The sequence below is a fragment of the Gilliamella sp. B14384G12 genome (assembly GCF_016101825.1).
Taxonomy (GTDB): Bacteria; Pseudomonadota; Gammaproteobacteria; order Enterobacterales; family Orbaceae; genus Gilliamella; species Gilliamella apicola_N.
The window spans coordinates 23,944-41,655 of record NZ_JACFPU010000004.1 but is presented as its reverse complement, the minus strand read 5'-3'; the positions used below and the strand labels follow the sequence as shown (position 1 = coordinate 41,655).

15 protein-coding genes are annotated in these 17,712 nt (G+C 34.1%); 14 read left to right on the top strand and 1 reads right to left on the bottom strand.

The genetic code is table 11. The features are described 5' to 3' along the window. The 13 genes from queF (at window position 1) to pmrB (ending at window position 16,411) form a co-directional block, all read left to right on the top strand. Complete coding sequence (gene queF, locus H3S73_RS06040) at window positions 1–474, top strand: preQ(1) synthase (protein ID WP_039126153.1); 474 nt, start codon at window positions 1–3, stop codon at window positions 472–474. Between the two features lie 27 nt (window positions 475–501). Further along, window positions 502–1,155: a 7-cyano-7-deazaguanine synthase QueC gene (gene queC / locus H3S73_RS06035; RefSeq protein WP_039126151.1), complete on the top strand. Its 654-nt coding sequence runs from the start codon at window positions 502–504 to the stop codon at window positions 1,153–1,155. Window positions 1,156–1,202: 47 nt separating this feature from the next. Further along, window positions 1,203–1,874 (top strand): 7-cyano-7-deazaguanine/7-aminomethyl-7-deazaguanine transporter, encoded by a 672-nt coding sequence (locus tag H3S73_RS06030; protein ID WP_198236117.1) that lies wholly within the window; start codon window positions 1,203–1,205, stop codon window positions 1,872–1,874. A 255-nt stretch (window positions 1,875–2,129) separates the two neighbouring features. Beyond that, window positions 2,130–7,184 carry an alpha-2-macroglobulin gene (locus H3S73_RS06025; RefSeq protein WP_198236116.1) on the top strand — a complete coding sequence of 1,685 codons (5,055 nt, stop codon included), beginning with the start codon at window positions 2,130–2,132 and terminating at the stop codon, window positions 7,182–7,184. A gap of 119 nt (window positions 7,185–7,303) precedes the next feature. Continuing rightward, window positions 7,304–9,601, top strand: a complete 2,298-nt coding sequence (gene pbpC / locus H3S73_RS06020) for a penicillin-binding protein 1C (protein ID WP_198226662.1) — start codon at window positions 7,304–7,306, stop codon at window positions 9,599–9,601. Window positions 9,602–9,616: 15 nt separating this feature from the next. Beyond that, window positions 9,617–10,039, top strand: a complete 423-nt coding sequence (gene ndk / locus H3S73_RS06015; RefSeq protein WP_198226664.1) for a nucleoside-diphosphate kinase — start codon at window positions 9,617–9,619, stop codon at window positions 10,037–10,039. A gap of 33 nt (window positions 10,040–10,072) precedes the next feature. Next, window positions 10,073–11,137 (top strand): hypothetical protein, encoded by a 1,065-nt coding sequence (locus H3S73_RS06010; protein WP_198236115.1) that lies wholly within the window; start codon window positions 10,073–10,075, stop codon window positions 11,135–11,137. 468 nt (window positions 11,138–11,605) lie between these two features. After that, entirely contained in the window at window positions 11,606–12,433 is an 828-nt protein-coding gene (locus H3S73_RS06005; protein WP_198236114.1) for an ABC transporter substrate-binding protein, read from the top strand. Window positions 12,434–12,436: 3 nt separating this feature from the next. Continuing rightward, window positions 12,437–13,162 (top strand): amino acid ABC transporter permease, encoded by a 726-nt coding sequence (locus H3S73_RS06000; RefSeq protein ID WP_198236113.1) that lies wholly within the window; start codon window positions 12,437–12,439, stop codon window positions 13,160–13,162. Window positions 13,163–13,171: 9 nt separating this feature from the next. Beyond that, a complete protein-coding gene (locus H3S73_RS05995) occupies window positions 13,172–13,855 on the top strand; it encodes an amino acid ABC transporter permease (RefSeq protein ID WP_198236112.1) in 684 nt (227 codons plus the stop codon). A 117-nt stretch (window positions 13,856–13,972) separates the two neighbouring features. Beyond that, window positions 13,973–14,512, top strand: coding sequence for a phosphatase PAP2 family protein (locus H3S73_RS05990; RefSeq protein WP_198226674.1), 540 nt, complete (start codon window positions 13,973–13,975; stop codon window positions 14,510–14,512). Between the two features lie 104 nt (window positions 14,513–14,616). After that, window positions 14,617–15,279 carry a two-component system response regulator PmrA gene (gene pmrA, locus H3S73_RS05985; RefSeq protein ID WP_039126139.1) on the top strand — a complete coding sequence of 221 codons (663 nt, stop codon included), beginning with the start codon at window positions 14,617–14,619 and terminating at the stop codon, window positions 15,277–15,279. A 28-nt stretch (window positions 15,280–15,307) separates the two neighbouring features. Then, the gene (pmrB, locus tag H3S73_RS05980) at window positions 15,308–16,411 is read left to right on the top strand and encodes a two-component system sensor histidine kinase PmrB (RefSeq protein ID WP_198236111.1); all 1,104 of its coding nucleotides are present in this window, start codon (window positions 15,308–15,310) and stop codon (window positions 16,409–16,411) included. Here pmrB and H3S73_RS05975 read toward each other — a convergent pair. After that, a complete protein-coding gene (locus tag H3S73_RS05975; RefSeq protein WP_198226678.1) occupies window positions 16,380–17,000 on the bottom strand; it encodes a YrbL family protein in 621 nt (206 codons plus the stop codon). The genes pmrB and H3S73_RS05975 overlap by 32 nt on opposite strands. A gap of 274 nt (window positions 17,001–17,274) precedes the next feature. Here H3S73_RS05975 and rplM point away from each other — a divergent pair, with 274 nt between their 5' ends. Then, on the top strand, window positions 17,275–17,703 hold the full coding sequence (rplM, locus tag H3S73_RS05970; RefSeq protein ID WP_034901369.1) for a 50S ribosomal protein L13: 429 nt from the start codon (window positions 17,275–17,277) through the stop codon (window positions 17,701–17,703). Window positions 17,704–17,712: the final 9 nt, after the last annotated feature.

Here is a 17,712-nt window from a genome sequence, read left to right as displayed (position 1 = left end):
ATGAGTAACGTTACATTATTAGGCGATCAGTCTGTTCGCTATCCAACAACCTATAGTCCAGAAATTCTGGAAACTTTTGATAATAAACATCCCGGTAATGATTATTTTGTTAAATTTAATTGTCCGGAATTTACCAGTCTTTGTCCTATTACTGGGCAACCTGATTTTGCCACAATTTATATTTCTTATGTGCCTAACATCAAAATGGTTGAAAGCAAATCTCTTAAGCTATACCTGTTTAGCTTTCGTAATCATGGTGATTACCATGAAGATTGCATCAATATCATTATGAAAGATCTGATCAAATTAATGGATCCTAAATACATTGAAGTGTGGGGTAAATTCACACCACGTGGAGGTATTTCAATTGATCCTTATGCCAATTATGGTAAAGCTGATACTCGGTGGGAGCAAATTGCGCTCAATCGTTTAGCGAATCATGATCTTTATCCTGAAAAAGTCGATAATCGCTAATTTGTTCAATCTGACAGGAATTTTTTAATGAAAAATCGTAAAGCACTCGTGATATTTTCTGGCGGGCAAGATTCGACTACGTGTTTATTACAAGCCATTGCCGATTATGGACTTGAAAATGTTGAAACTATCAGCTTCCAATATGGTCAACGTCATAGTATTGAATTAGATAAAGCTAAATGGATTGCTGAAGATTTAGGTGTCAAGCAAACCGTAATTGATACATCGGTTATTAAACAGACGACCAATAACGCTTTGATTGACGATTCACAAGAAATTAAAGCTGCACAAGATGGCGATTATCCAAATACGTTTGTCGATGGTCGTAATATGCTGTTTTTATTGTTAGCTGGTTGTTATGCCAAACAGCAAGATATTCAAGATATTATTATCGGCGTATGTGAAACAGATTTTAGTGGTTATCCAGATTGTCGTGATATTTTTATTAAATCCATGAATGTATCTATGAATTTAGCGATGGATTATGCGTTTAATATTAAAACCCCGTTGATGTATCTTACTAAAGCTCAAACATGGGAAATGGCTGATAAATTGGGTTATCTTGATTATGTTCGTCAAAATACTCATACCTGTTATTACGGTGTAGAAGGGGGATGCGGTAAATGTCCAAGTTGTATGCTGCGTGATAAAGGTCTACAAGAATATCTGGCCAAAACTTAAAAAATATTTATCTGGGTTCTCTCACCCCATTAAAAAAGGAAACAAATATGTATTTGAACGTTCATTCACAATTGATTGAAAAACAATTTACTCGACAGCAAAAGCATAAAGCACTAGGTTGGTTAGCTTTTTTTCATATTATTGTTATTGCTTCCAGTAACTATTTGGTGCAAATTCCATTTGATATTTTTGGATTTCATACTACTTGGGGAGCCTTTACATTTCCATTTATTTTTTTAACTACTGATTTAACTATCCGTATTTTTGGTGCCAGTTTGGCAAGAAAAATTATCTTTGTGGTTATGATTCCCGCTTTACTGTTTTCATATCTGATTTCGGTTCTATTTTTCGAAACCCACTGGGTAGGTTGGTCAGCATTGACCCAATTTAATAACTTTGTTTTTCGCATAGCATTAGCCAGTTTTGCAGCTTATTTAGTTGGGCAATTAATGGATATTACTGTTTTTAACTATTTAAGAAAAAATCAATTTTGGTGGGTAGCACCTTCAGCTTCAGCAATCTTTGGTAATGGTATTGATACTATTGTATTTTTTGCTATTGCCTTTTACAAAAGTAGTGATGAATTTATGGCTAATCATTGGGGTGAAATTTCGTTAATGGATTATAGTTTTAAAATTTTAATTTGTGGTTTATTCTTTTTACCATTATATGGAATTATTTTGAATTTTATCTTAAAAAAATTAACTGCAAAAAAGTAATAAATCAGCCAGCTTTTGCTTAATAATTCTGAAATCATCTAACATTTAGAACTTATTGATAACACAATATGTTCTAAATGTCAGTAATACTACTTTCCAATAAACCCAGATCAACGATTCTTTCAAAAATTTGATTGCTTACTTAAAAATTCAATTTGTTTGTAAAGATATTTTGCTAAACGTTTGGTGACAGTGCATAATATTGACCAAAAATAGTCACAACATTTAGTGAAATAAAAGGAATTGGGTGAAATCATGAGATTAACTAAACACTTAGCTATGTTGGGTTTGTTTTTAACGCTATGTGCACAAGCAAAAAACAACGAGCTAACGACAAATATAACCGCTAATCAAAAAAATAGCACAACTCAAAACTCGAGTGTTAATTCGCAATTGCATAATGTATTTAATCCAACACCAGAATTAATCGAAAAATATAAAGATAAAAAACTTGAAATTCTTGATTGTTCGGAGATGATTATTGATGGATCAAGTACTTTAGTCGTGACTTTTTCTGTTCCACTTCTTCCTAAATTAAATTTTTCAAATTTACTGAGATTAGTTGACAAGGAAACGGGTGTTGTCGATGGTGACTGGGAGTTGTCTGATAATGGTTTGGAATTAAGACATCGTTATCTTGCACCAAATCGTAAATTAGATTTAACCATTGATAAAATGTTAACGGCGATTAATAACAAGAGTTTACAATCAGTTTATGAAAAAGAATTAACCACTCGGGATCGTCAGCCATTAGTAAATTTTGCAAGTACTGGATTATTATTACCGAGTAAGTCCATGAGTGGATTACCTGTGACGACATTGAACATTAATAAGGTCGACATAAACTTTTTTAAAATTAAGCCAGAAAAACTAAGTGATTTCTTTGATAAATTTGGCTTTATTAATATGCTATATGCTTGGCGCTCTGAAGAACTCAATAGTTATGCTGATTTAGTTTACTCGTCACGTTTTGATCTTAATCCTAAACCTAATGCCCAAGAAACTGTTTTAGTCAATCTTTCTAAAATTAGTGAACTTAAACAAGAAGGTGTTTATGTTGCGGTGATGAATGAAGCCGGAACTTACAATGAATCAAATCCAGCAACCCTATTTTCAATAAGTAATATTGGTGTTTCAGTTCATAACTACAACAACCATAGATTTTCGGTTATGGCTCATGGTTTAGATAATGGTAAACCTCTTGCAAATATCGAAATATCTTGTCGTTATGTAACAATAAAAGACGACGATTGTAGTGTTTCGGAAAAAACAGATAAAGATGGTTATGCTGAATTTTCTATGAATACCCATGATGACAATTGGATATTGCTAGCCAATGATGGAAAACAAACTTCATTTATATATGTAGATCGAAATGCCCTTAATTTGACTGAATTCGATTTATCAGGTACACCTTATTCGCATGCACAATTATTTGTTTTTGGTCCACGAGATCTTTATCGTCCAGATGAAACCGTCTATTTTAATGCATTATTGCGTGATGCGGATGGGCAACCATTGACTGATCAACCAATTATTGCCGATGCGATTTCAACTGATGGGCGTGTAGTTAAAAATTTTCAATTAAAAAGCAGTGCTAATACCAATGGTTTATATCAGGCAAATTTTGTCATTCCATCTGATGCGGCAACAGGTAAATGGTCAATTCGTTTTAATTTAGGTGATGATATTTATCGTTATTGGTATTTCAACGTGGAAGAATTTTTGCCAGAACGTATGGCGATGGAAATAACCAGTTCGTCAGACGGTCCAATATTAAACGATGAAGATGTTAACTTTGATATCAAAGGTTGGTATTTGTATGGTGCACCAGCATCAGATAATCGCCTAAACGCTAATGTTTATTTAAAGAAAGTTGACTCCATTACCGGATTAGCCGATTTCAAAATTGGTTCAGTGACAGATGGTAGTCTTTATAGTGAACTTGGTTCTTTTGAAGAAACATTAGATAATGATGGCTTAACCCAGCTTCATATTAAAAGGAGTAATTGGGCAAATTTACGTTCTCCAGTGAAAGTAGTTTTACAAGCGAGTTTACTCGATTCAGGAGGTAGACCGGTTACACGTTATGCAACTCAAACCATTTGGCCTGCTAATCAAGTACCAGCTATCCGAGCATTGATTGGCGATTCACCTTATTATGATTGGAATACTGATAATTATTATGAGCGTCCTACCGTTGATATAGGGACTAATGCGGAATTTGAAATTGCTTATGTTGATCTAGACGGTAACAAACTGGCGACAAACTCCTTAAAAACAAGATTGATTCGTGAACGTCGTGAATATTATTGGACTTGGTCAAGTGAAGATGGCTGGCAACTTAATCATAATTCCAGTGAGATTGTTATTTCGGAAGATCAGCTATCAATTGAAAAGGATAGTACGACTAAAATAAGCTATTTAACCAGTGATTATGGATCTTATCGTGTTGAAGTGATCGATGACGAGTCTAAAGTAGTGACAAGCTTTCGCTTTTGGTCAGGTTATGATTGGGAGGATAATACACGTGGTACGAAATCAGTACGTCCCGATCAAGTTAAATTAAGTATTGATAAACCATTTTATAATGTCGGTGATGTGGCTAAAGTCAACGTTCAAGCCCCAGTTGCAGGCTCTGGTTATATCTCTCTTGAAACGAATGATGGTATCATTTGGAAAAAAGCAATTACTGTTGGCGAAAAAGGTTTAGATGTCGATATACCAATTAAAGATTGGGGAAGACATGATATTTATATTAATGCCATGATAATCCGTCCATCAACTAATGCTGCCGTACAAACAGTAAAACGAGCAATTGGTTTACTTTATTTACCTACTGATACAACAAATCGCCATTTAAATATTTCAATAAATGCACCAAAACAAGTGAAACCAGAAAGTACTGTGCCAATTAAAATCAAAATGGATGAAAAATTTATCCAAAAAGATAAAAAAGTCACAGTGTTAGTTTCAGCTGTTGATTCTGGTGTATTAAATATTACTGATTATGTTACGCCAGATCCTTATGCTGGATTTTTAGGGCGTAAACGTTATGATGTCGATATTTTTGATGTTTATGGTAAGTTAATTGAGGCTTCAGGGCGTAATGTTAACATGAGTTTTGGTGGTGATGCGATGGGCGCTGGCGGAAAAAAACCGTCTAATGAAGTTCTTATTGTTGCTCAACAATTGAAAACCATTCAGTTAAATGACCAAGGTGAGGGTGTTATTGATTTACCATTACCTAATTTTAATGGTGAATTGCGCATCATGGCGCAAGCATGGGATGACAATCGTTTTGGTAAAGCAGAAAAAACGATGAAAGTTGCTGCTCCTGTTATTGCCGAATTAACAACTCCGCGCTTTTTATCTGGGGGAGATCAAGCAGTATTAGCATTAGATCTTCATAATTTGACTGATACGACTCAAAATATGCAAGTTGAAGTATCAACAACGGGGTTGATTCATCAAAATGATGTAAAATCTATTCCTGTCAGACTTGATAGCAAACAAAAAAATATTATTCAAATTCCTGTTGTCGCAGATTATGGTTATGGTAAAGGTACTGTAAATATAGATGTGAAAGGGATTGTTATCGATGATAATTCAGATTTTGATATTCATCGTTCATGGGCTATCGGTGTAAGACCAGCCTATGCTGCAACTACAAGATATTTTGAAGTAGTGTTAGATGAAAAGAACAGTTGGAAATTACCTGACGAAGCGTTAATGGGACTGGTTGAAAATACCATTGAAGGGCAATTGGTTATCTCTAATCAACCACCACTGAATATCGCTCAATATATCAAAAGTTTATTTGCCTATCCTTATGGCTGTTTAGAACAGACAACCAGTGGATTATTCCCATCTTTATATGCTAACAGTGAACAGCTTGCACAGTTAGGTATTAAAACGGATTCTGATGATAAGCGCCGAGAAAAAATTCAAAAAGGCATTTCACGGATTTTATCAATGCAACGTAGTAATGGTAGTTTTGGTTTATGGAGTAATCATAGCGAAGAAGAACATTGGCTTACTGTTTATGCTACGGACTTTTTATTGCAAGCTAAAGAGCGAGGTTATCAGGTAAATGATAAAGCTCTTGATGCAGCAATGTCGCGTCTTGGTCAATATATTTATGATACTTCTGCATTTAATAATCTTTATTATTATAGGGATGAAAATGCACTTGAATTTAGAAAATTCTCTATTAAAGCCTATGCGTTGATGATACTGTCCAAACAAAATAAGATTACCTCAGCGATGCGTAATGAGATTAATTATTTATCGGATAAGGTCAGTAAGGATAAATCATTTATCTATAGCCCGTTACCTTTGGCACAATTAGCCGTAAGTGCAAAGTTGAATGGTTTGACATCTGTTTATGATAAATTATTACCATTAATTTTCACTACTCCATATGATTACAGTACATGGCGGGGTAATTATGGTAGCGAGGTTCGTGATCAAGCATTAATTCTATCGTTATTGATAGAAAACGATATGGCCACAAAAAATCAAGCCAGTTATTTAGTTAATTTATCAGAATTATTAAAAAATAAACGTTATTACTCAACTCAGGAGTTAAATTCATTATTTATTGCTGGTTGGTCATTAGAGCAACATAAAAAAGATGATAAATTTAAACTGGCAATAAATGATAGTGTTGTTGAGGTTAATTCTGTCTATTCTCATTCCTATAATTATGAAGCCTTAAGTCAAGGGTTATCTATCAATAATTCAGAACATGATAGACCACTTTATGCTAAATTCTCGCTTTCTGGGTATGGAAAAACGCCACCGGCACCAACATCGAAAGATGGTTTTTTCAATATTACCCGAACCTATTACGATCTACATGGCAACGAAATAAATCCATCCCAATTAGAAGTGGGTTCCATGATGGTTGTGATTTTAGATGTAACATCAAAAGAACCTGTTCATGATGCATTGATTGTTGATTACTTACCAGCTGGGTTAGAACTTGAAAATCAGAATCTTTCAAATAGTAGCGTGAATTTATCATCAATTCCTGGTGTATCTGATTTATTGAAAGATGATGATGTAAGTCAACTTAAATATCAGGAATTTAGAGATGATAGATATGTTGCTGCTGTTAATATCCAAAATTATAAGGAACGCCAAAAATATCATAAACGTGTTGCTTATTTAGTTAGAGCGGTAACAACTGGTAATTACATGATTCCTTATCCTTATGTTGAATCTATGTACCGTCCTGATCGTTTTGCAATCGGACAATCACCAGATTTGATGACGATATCTGTTCCTAATAAAGAAAGTAATTAATCAAGGGATAGTAAAAATTTCAATACTATCACTAAGATTAACTTCATTGACTATTCCGCCAATAGCGTTGGCGGAATTTTTATTTTTTTAAAATTGTGTTGGATAATCGAATATCAATAATGAAAAAGTTCTTTTATAAATTATTTCTTTTTTTATTATTATTATCAGTTTTGTTAGTCGGCAGTTTTTTTGTCTTGGATTATTTTTTTCCATTATCTATTTCGCGAAATAAAACAACACAAACCGTTGTTGCTCAAGATGAAACTCCTTTATGGCGATTTGCTGATGAAAAGGGTATTTGGCGTTATTCGGTAAGCCTTGATGAAGTTCCTGATTATTATCTTGATGTGTTATTAAATTATGAGGATCGTTATTTTTATAATCATATTGGTATTAACCCGATGTCGTTATTTCGAGCTGCTTGGCAAAACTTATCCAATAATAAAATTATTTCAGGAGGTAGTACCATTTCAATGCAGGTGGCTAGGTTACTCTCTCCTCATGATCGAACAATTATCGGTAAATTAAAACAAATCTTTCGGACTTTTCAACTTGAACTACATTATAGTAAAGAAGAGATTTTAACTTTATATATTAATCATGCGCCTTACGGAGGCACAATTGAGGGTATTGGAGCCGCTAGCTGGTCTTATTTTGGTAAACAACCTAAAGCATTAACTCGAAGCGAAGCGGTATTATTGGCGGTATTGCCTCAAGCACCGAGTCGATTAAGACCAGATCGATTTCCTGAAAGAGCTAAGCAAGCTCGTGACAAAGTATTAGATAGACTTGCTCAATATGATGTTTGGCCAAAAGAGTTGATTGAACAAGTTCGACGTGATGAAGTTTGGGTTTATCCACGAAAAGCACCACAGTTAGCACCATTATTGGCTTATCGTTTAAAACAGCAATATCCTAATGATAATATTATTCATTCCACTATTGATGTTTCTATTCAATATATTTTAGAAGATCTTGCTATTAATCGAAAAAAACAGCTCCCGCCTAAAACATCATTAGCAATTTTAGTGGTAGATCATGATGATATGACGGTTAAAGGATATGTTGGTTCTGCTGACTTTAATGATAAAGAGCGTTTTGGTCAAGTCGATATGATTAGAGCGTTACGCTCTCCTGGTTCTACACTCAAGCCTTTCATTTATGCCTTTGCTATTGATGACGGTATGATTCATTCTGAATCGTTACTACAAGATGTTCCGCGTATTACTACCGATTATCGACCAACTAATTTTGATGAGGGTTTTCATGGGCCTGTTAGTGCTTCTGATGCATTGAGTAAATCATTAAATTTACCGGCAGTTCAATTAATTGAGTTATATGGTCCAAAAAGGTTCGCAGGAAAACTTGCAGGTATTGGTTTACCTTTATCCTCTATCGCAAATGATCCGAATATTTCCTATATATTAGGTGGAGCTTCACTTAGAATGGATAACCTTGTTAGTGCATACAGTGCATTTGCAAGGCACGGGGATGTGAGCCCCTTACGATATACTCAATCTGATCCTTTAATTAATAAACCCTTTATCTCTGATGGTAGTGCATGGATAACACGGCAAATGTTAATTAATAGCAATTTATTAGCTTATAAAACAGGAACCAGTTATGGTTATCGCGATGCTTGGGCTGTTGGTATAAATCCTCGATATTTAATAGGCATTTGGGTAGGGCGCCCTGATGGTACGCCTGTTGTTGGGCAGTATGGTTCAATGTCTGCAACTCCAATTTTACAACAAGTAAATTCAATATTATTAAATAGAGAAAACCGCTTAAATCATCCTCTCCTCACTTATGAGAAACCTGAATCAGTCTCAAGCGCCCAAATTTGTTGGCCATCAGGGCAGCCACTTCCTGAATCTGATGCTAATTGTCATCGTCAAAAAACAGCATGGGTATTAAATAATATGTTGCCACCAACATTAAGCACCTACAGTGAATTAAAAAATAATATTTACCGTTCAGGTTGGATAAATATTTGGGTAAATGATCGCGGTGAGCGTGTAGCAGCTGATTGTATAGGAGCACAAAAAAAACAGATAGCTTTGTGGCCAATTTCATTAGAAAATTGGTTGTTAACTAAAGAAAGACGACAATCTTTACTGCCCCCAATTGATAAAAAATGTCCTGTAATGGGTAAAGATATTTTTGCCTCACTTAATATTGTTGGTTTACGGGATAAACAACTCGTTAGAGCATTACCAGGCAATAATCAAGTCACGATTGATTTAATTCCTGAAGGTGGATTTGGTGAAAAATGGTGGTTTTTAGATGGTACTTTAGTGGCTAATTCAAAGGATAATGAAAAAGTCGCTTTAACTGTGACTAAAAATGGAAAACATCGTTTACTGGTATTAGATGAAAGTGGACAAATTGTCCGAATAAATTTTATGTCAGATTAATAAAGGAACATTAACATGGCGATTGAACAAACTCTCAGCATTATTAAACCTGATGCGGTAAAAAAACAGATTATTGGCGAAATTCAAACAAGAATTCACCAAGCTAAACTCGATATTATTGCTATGAAAATGGTGAGGTTAACAAAAGAACAAGCTGAAGGTTTTTATGCTGAGCATCAAGACAAGTCCTTTTTTGCTAATTTGGTAAAATTTATGATGTCTGGACCAATTGTTGTTCAAGTTTTACAAGGTGAAAATGCCATTGAACGCTACCGACAACTGATGGGACCCACTGATCTATCTAAAGCTGCTGCAGGGACTTTAAGAGCCGATTTTGCGAATAGTGTGAGAGAAAACGCCGTGCATGGTTCCGATTCTTTAGCATCAGCAGAACGTGAAATTGCTTATTTTTTTGTTGATAGTGAGATATTTCGTTAGGTGATTATTATTTAACAAAGAGTTATAAAACTTATGAAAATTACCTATAAACAATTAACGAGTGCAGTGGAACAAAAATTATTGACTCATCAGCAGGCAGAACAATTATGGCTGTTTTTCCAAGAACAGAATAAACATCTGCCTAGCTTTCAATTTACGCATATATTGTATTATCTAGGAGGTTTGATTGCGATAGGTGCGATGTCACTATTTATGACTTTAGGTTGGGAGCATTTAGGCGGTATTGGTTTATTGTGTATTAGTGCGATTTATGCCATCACTGCACTTTGCACTGCACAATTTTTATTAAAACGTTATCATCTGATCATTCCAGCGAATATATTAACAACGTTAGTGATTGTATTAACGCCTTTAGGGGTTTATGGACTTGAAAATGCTATAGGCGTTTGGGATAACCATTATGATTACAGAGATTATCATCGATATATTGACTTTCGGTGGTTATTTATGGAGTTAGCGACCGTATTGGTTGCTGTTTGTCTAATTCTTCGATATCGATCTTCTTTTTTATTTATGCCACTAGCATTTACACTCTGGTATATGAGTATGGATCTTACACCTTATTTAGTTCATTTATTGGGTTATGCAAAAAACGATATTAATTATTCGGATTATTTCAATATGCGTCAACAAGTATCGCTATGGTTTGGATTATTGGTTGTTGTGGTGGCCTTTCTTATTGATATAAAGAATAAAAGTGATAAAGATTTGTCATTTTGGCTCTATTTATTTGGCGTTCTCACTTTTTGGGGCGCATTAAGTTCAATGGAATCAGACAGTGAGTTAAATAAATTTTTCTATTTCTGTGTTAATTTACTCATGATACTAATAGGGGTAATAATCGTTAGAAGAGTTTTTGTTATTTTTGGCGGTTTAGGAATAACGGGATATTTAAGTTATTTATCCTATCACGTGTTTGAAGACAGCCTACTGTTTCCTTTTGCCTTAACAATAATAGGTTTATCTATTATTGTGGCGGGTATTTTTTGGCAACGTCACGAAAAAGCAATAAACATTTACTTATTGCAATCTGTGCCGCCAGGATTAAGAAAATATCTTGAATTTAAACATCATTAATGTGTTTGTTCACTGAGCCTAACTCGCTATATTAATCCACATTTTATACTATATTATGGATACATGGTTAGTGTGAAATAATATAGTGTAGTCATGCGTAAATTCGTTCCTTTTGATCGCGTACAACCTTATCAATTTGAATCTCAATCTCTAACCATATTCCAGCAATATTATTGAAATGGGTGGGGATTCGCTCTTACCAATACATCTGTTGATTTCAACAATATCTTTTTTTAATCGTTAATTTTTTAAAGACCAGATTTTTTTAATGCAAGGTCTGATTATTATCATTTTTAATGTGTTACTGAAAAGAGTGTATTCTCTAGGCCGTAACAATCTTATAAAGCAAGTTCAATTCTCTTAATATAACTTTTAGTTATAACCATGTGATGATTTGTTATTTATTTATTTCATTTTTTTGTTGATAGACTTTAGCGGTACCTAATATAATTTTTAATGAGGTTTTGAATGAAATTTCTTACTAAATCGCTAATAACGATTGCTTTTCTCGGCACATTATTAAGCACCAATTCTGCTTTTGCCGATCGTTTAGATGATATCGAAAAACGGGGCGAAATTAAAATAGCTGTATTTGATAGCAACCCACCTTTTGGTTTTATTGACGAAGCAACCAATAAAATTGTAGGTCTTGATGTAGATTATGCCAATGCAATTGCCAAAGAATTAAATGTCAGAGTTGAATTAGTACCAACTAATCCTGCGAATCGTATTCCATTATTAACCTCAAAAAAAGCGGATTTAATTGTGGCAAACTTTACGGTTACCGATGAAAGAGCAAAAACAGTCGATTTCAGTTTGCCGTATTTTGCTACCGGTCAAAAATTTATTGCTAAAAAGGGCGTACTTAAAACAGCCGATGATCTGAAAAATTTGCGGATCGGCGCTGATAAAGGCACCGTGATGGAAATTACGCTTCGTGAAAAGTATCCAACTGCAAAAGTGATCTCTTATGATGATACGCCATTTGCGTTTGCTGCATTACGTAATGGTGTGGTGCAAGCGATTACTCAAGATGATGCTAAATTAATTGGCTTACTCGCCAATGTACCAGAAGAACAGCGTGAAAACTTCGAAATTTCACCCTTTAGTATCACACAAGAATATCAAGCGGTTGGTATCCCTAAAGGAGAAACACGCTTAATAGACAAAGTGAACCAAATATTATTAAAACTCGAAACCAATGGTGAAGCATTGACGATTTATAATCGTTGGTTCGGTCCTAACACTAAATCTGCAATGCCCCGCGGTGTTTTTAAAATAGGGTCGGCTCAATAAATTATGTTAGAGCAATTACTTGAAGTCCGCTATTTATGGTGGTTATGGGATGGTTTTTTAGTAACCTTAGCTATCTCACTACTTACTATCATTTTTTCTACGATTTTAGGTTTTTTATTGGTTATTGCTCAGCAAAGTGGGATCAAATTGATTAAAAGTATGGTGGTAGGGTATAACGCAATTTTTCGTTATTCTCCATTATTGCCACAACTGTTTTTTTGGTATTTTGGTATTGGTAACTTATTACCCGATGAATTTAAAATTTGGCTATTTGACGAGCCACAAATTCAATTATGGTTTTTGACACTGAAAATGCCATCATTCGAATTTATCATTGGTTTTATTGGATTGACTTGTTATTCCAGTGCTTTTATTGCCGAAGAATTTAGAGCAGGGATTGCTGGTGTGAGTGTAGGGCAACAACAAGCATCATTGGCATTAGGATTAACTTGGTGGCAAAGTATGCGTTTTATTATTTTACCTCAGAGCTTTTGTATTGCCTTTACGCCTCTTATTGGTCAATATATGAATATCGTTAAAAATTCATCGTTAACGATGGCCATAGGTGTGTTAGAGCTATCTTATGTTTCAAGGCAAGTTGAAACCGAATCATTAAAAACTTTTCAAGATTTTGCTGTTGCAACGTTTTTATATATTTTGGCTATTGTAATTATTGGTACGTTAGGCAATATTTATCAAACCAAACAATTCCCTACGGGTAGGATGTAATTACTTATTATGGAATTTAAAGGTCTAGAAGTTATCTATAATAACCTAAGTTATATGATGTGGGGTAACTTTCCGGGGGGGATATTTTTAACACTATTAATGAGTTTAGCCGCAATTGTATTTTCATCTTTTATGGGAGTTTTAGCAGGCGTTGGCTTAACGGTTAGTAAAGGGCTTGTTCGTTCCTTATTTATTGGTGTGCTAGGCTTTTTAAGAGCTATTCCAGTGATCATGCTCATATTTTGGACTTACTTTTTATTGCCTGTGTTACTAAATGTAGACGTGCCTGCAATTACAACGGTAGTTTTTGCATTATCTGTTATTGGTGCTGCCTATATTGGGCACTCAGTACATGCAGGGATGATTGCTATATCGAAAGATCAATGGCAAGCTGCATTTTCACTAGGATTATCTAAAACTCAAGTCATTATCTACATTATTTTACCGCAAGCTCTAAAAATGATGATGCCATCGTTTGTTAATCAATGGGTATCGTTGATTAAAGATACCTCCTTGGCTTATGTTGTTGGTGTCGCTGAATTTACCTTTATTGCCACGCAAATTAATAATCGTAGTATGGTTTATCCGACCGAAATATTTTTATTTGTGATTGTTATCTATTTTATCATTTGTTTATCTCTGGATATTGTTGTATCGTTTTTTGCAAAAAAATGTTGGTTTAGTACAAAATAATCGAGCATCTATGATTTTGTTTGATAAATTTGTTTATTAATTGATTATATTATTAAGGTTCTTTTAAGGTTTAAGCGTTAAATTGTTAATAATTTTAATTAATCTGGTAATTGTTCAATGTGGCATGATTTAAATACTCAAATTTTTCTATTAATTAATGCGTCAGAGCAAGCATCGAAATCATTTATTAGCTTTGCTATTTTTTGTGCAAAATATTTGGTTTATGTCCCAATTATTGTTATGAGTATTTGTTGGTTTATTTATCCTATTTATCGGCAACTCATGTTAAAAATGGTGATAGGTTTATGTATCGCATTATTGATTACTTTTATTATTCGTCATCTATTTTATTCTCCACGGCCATTTACAATAGATGTTGGAACAAATTATTTGTTTCATGATAAAACAAGCTCGTTACCAAGCCAACATGCGGTTTTTGTATGGACTTTATTTTTTACTGCCTTTTTTAATAAAGCACAGAGAACTAAAACAATCTTATACGTATTGTTGATAGTTGCATTATTAGTTAGTTGGAGCCGTATCTATCTGGGAGTTCATTGGCCATTAGATATTTTTATTGGATTTATCGTAAGCATTATATCCTCATTGATAGTTAAAAAATGTTGGATGAGTATAAGTAAATTGATTAATCGATAGTTATCTTATGGATTGTAATTAACTGCGCTGTGTAGCAAAGACAAACATATAATAAGTCATCACCTATCGACTTTATTATAAAATACCGATTAGAGTAAATGATAATGAAAATACTTATTGTTGAAGATGATAGCTTACTACAAAAAGGTCTGTATGATGGTATTACCTCCAATGGTTATGTGTGTGAGCTAGCATCAACAGGTAAGCAGGCCGAACAGTATATCCAATTTGGGCAATTTAGTCTGATTATTCTTGATTTAGGTTTGCCTGATTGTGATGGCTTAGAATTACTGACACGCTGGCGAAAAAAGCAAATTGATGCGCCTGTTCTTATTCTTACCGCACGTGATACCGTTGAGGATAGAGTAGAGGGTTTAGATTTAGGTGCTGATGACTATTTAATAAAACCTTTTGCTTTAACAGAATTGTTAGCCAGAGTGCGGGCATTAATTCGTCGTAATCAAGGTACCGCTGATAATCTGATTAGCTATGGACCTATTACTATTGATATCAAACAGCAAAAAGTAACTGTCAATAATCAAGAAATAGTATTAACGCCAAAAGAGTTTATCGTTTTATCCCGATTGATGTTAAAAGCAGGTGAAAAAGTGCATCGTGATTTACTGCAAAACGATCTCTACGATTGGCAAAGTGATCCAAGCTCAAACGTCCTAGAAGTTTACATTCATGGATTACGCAATAAACTCGGAAAAAATTGTATTCGAACTGTTCGTGGCTATGGCTATCAACTTAACATTGATTGTTAATTAATACTACTAACTATATAAATTTATTATGATCGCAAAATCTCTTAGTGATATTCGTCACAGTATTCGCTGGAATCTTTTTTTTACTTTAGGCGCAATTATGCTCATTTGCCAAACTATTACCGTTTTTTGGTTATGGCATGAAAGTAAAGAACAAATTGATGTATTGGTTAATTTAACACTGAGTCAAAATAAAATTGATGAAGTGGTTGAGCATGAAGAACTTGAAGCTATTTTTGCACTGTTTTGTTCTGCTTTTACCATGATGCTGGTGACATTATTTTTAGCCTATAAAGCCATCAAATGGATTACTAAACCGCTAGAAATTTTGGAAAAAGATCTTAATCAACGTACTGAAGAGAATTTAAAACCTATTGCACCGATTAGTAATATGCGCGAAATTAAATCCATTACTTCAGTATTGAATAATCTGTTTATTCGTCTTAGTACAACTTTGGCACAAGAACGGCTTTTTACTGCCGATGTTGCGCATGAAATGCGAACGCCGCTTGCTGGTATACGTTTACATTTAGAATTATTAGAAACTAAAAACAATATTGATTGTACTGAATTAATTGACAGAATTGATCGTTTAGTTAACACGGTTGAGCAATTATTGATGTTAGCGCGTGCAAGCCAAAAATTTACAGTTGGGCAATATCAAAAGATTAATTTCTATGATGATATTATGATCCCTTTATCTGATGAATTAACGGAATTAACTAAACAAAAATTTCAATCTATTGAATGGAATATACCTGATACAAAACTTTCGTTTAATGGTGATGTCACTTTAATAAGATTACTGTTGCGTAATTTAGTCGAAAATAGTCATCGCTATAGCCCAAAACAGACCAAAATAGTAGTAAGTTGTTATAAGGATAAAAAAGATATCTTTATAAGTGTGGAGGATGAGGGTGCAGGCATTGACGAATCAAAAAGCGAAAAACTCACTCAAGCCTTTTTCCGGATGGATCGCAAACATGACGGCATTGGGCTTGGTTTAAGTATTGTTAATCGTATTGCAAAGTTACATCAGGGTTTATTTATGTTAAAAAATCGATCTGGCGATGCGAAAGGTGCAATTGCACAATTGCAACTTACTGATTCAACACGTCAATTAAACGAGTAAGCAAAGGATTATGACTATTTTCTTTAACAATAGACTTTAAAAAGCGCTGCCAAGTTCGTTCAATTTTAGATTTTGCAAAACAAGGAATGTAATTCGCAATTGGAATAAAAGTTGAATTACCAATGTTGTCGATAATCACTAAACGACTGTTAGTATCGCTTAAATGTTGAAATAAGATATTTTTACTTTTGATAGTCATGGTAATGATACGATCTTTTAATAATGCTGATTTTAACTCTTTGAGCCCCGTGACTAATTGATCAAAATATTTTTCGGTTAACGATTTATTAGCAAGGTATTTTTCCAGTGGAATTGCGGTTTCACCATTATAATCTCGAATCAGTTCAAAGATATGACCATTACCATAATTAGTTGAAACTGATCCATAATATTTAGCTAATGCATCAAATGATACATTACGTTTAATAAGATGTTTATAATAGGCAATCTCGCGGTTGGTTTCTTCTTCTGCCCCATCATTATAGTTGACTTTAATGCATTTATTCGCATCCTCTGGGTGATGATAACATTTGCGGTGTAATCCGCGACTTATATAATCTTTTTCGGAAAGTGTGATTGTCGTATTCATGATATAAATTTTCTATTATGTGGGCTTGACTTTAAGTGTAACAGCAAGACTTTATTATCGCCATGATTTTTTATTTTTAAACTAGCGCTTTTATATTATTTCTGTATAATATCGGCACCCACGTTACAACAACGTTTTTCCCAACGTTGTTTTCGGTTGTCAAAGTTAATGTAACAACTCGAAGGGGTTAGTTAGTTAATAGCAACAATCAAAAAGTGTAAATAAATCAAATGATTTATTAACGTGAGATTAATTAAAAATTGGATAATTACGAATGAGTACTTTTTCAGCTAAACCAGAAACAGTTAAACGCGACTGGTATGTTGTTGATGCAGCAGGTAAAACGTTAGGTCGTTTAGCTACTGAAATCGCAAGCCGTTTGCGTGGTAAACACAAAGCAGAATACACACCACATGTTGATACAGGTGACTATATCATTGTTATCAATGCAGAAAAAGTTGCTGTAACAGGCAAAAAACGCACTGATAAGATTTATTATCGCCATACTGGCTACATCGGTGGACTTAAAGAAGCGACTTTTAAAGAAATGATTGAACGTCATCCTGAACAAGTCATCGAAATTGCTGTAAAAGGCATGTTACCGAAAGGTCCTCTTGGTCGTGCAATGTACCGTAAACTAAAAGTTTATGCTGGTAGTGAGCACAATCATGCGGCACAACAACCGCAAGTATTAGATATTTAAGGGGATAGA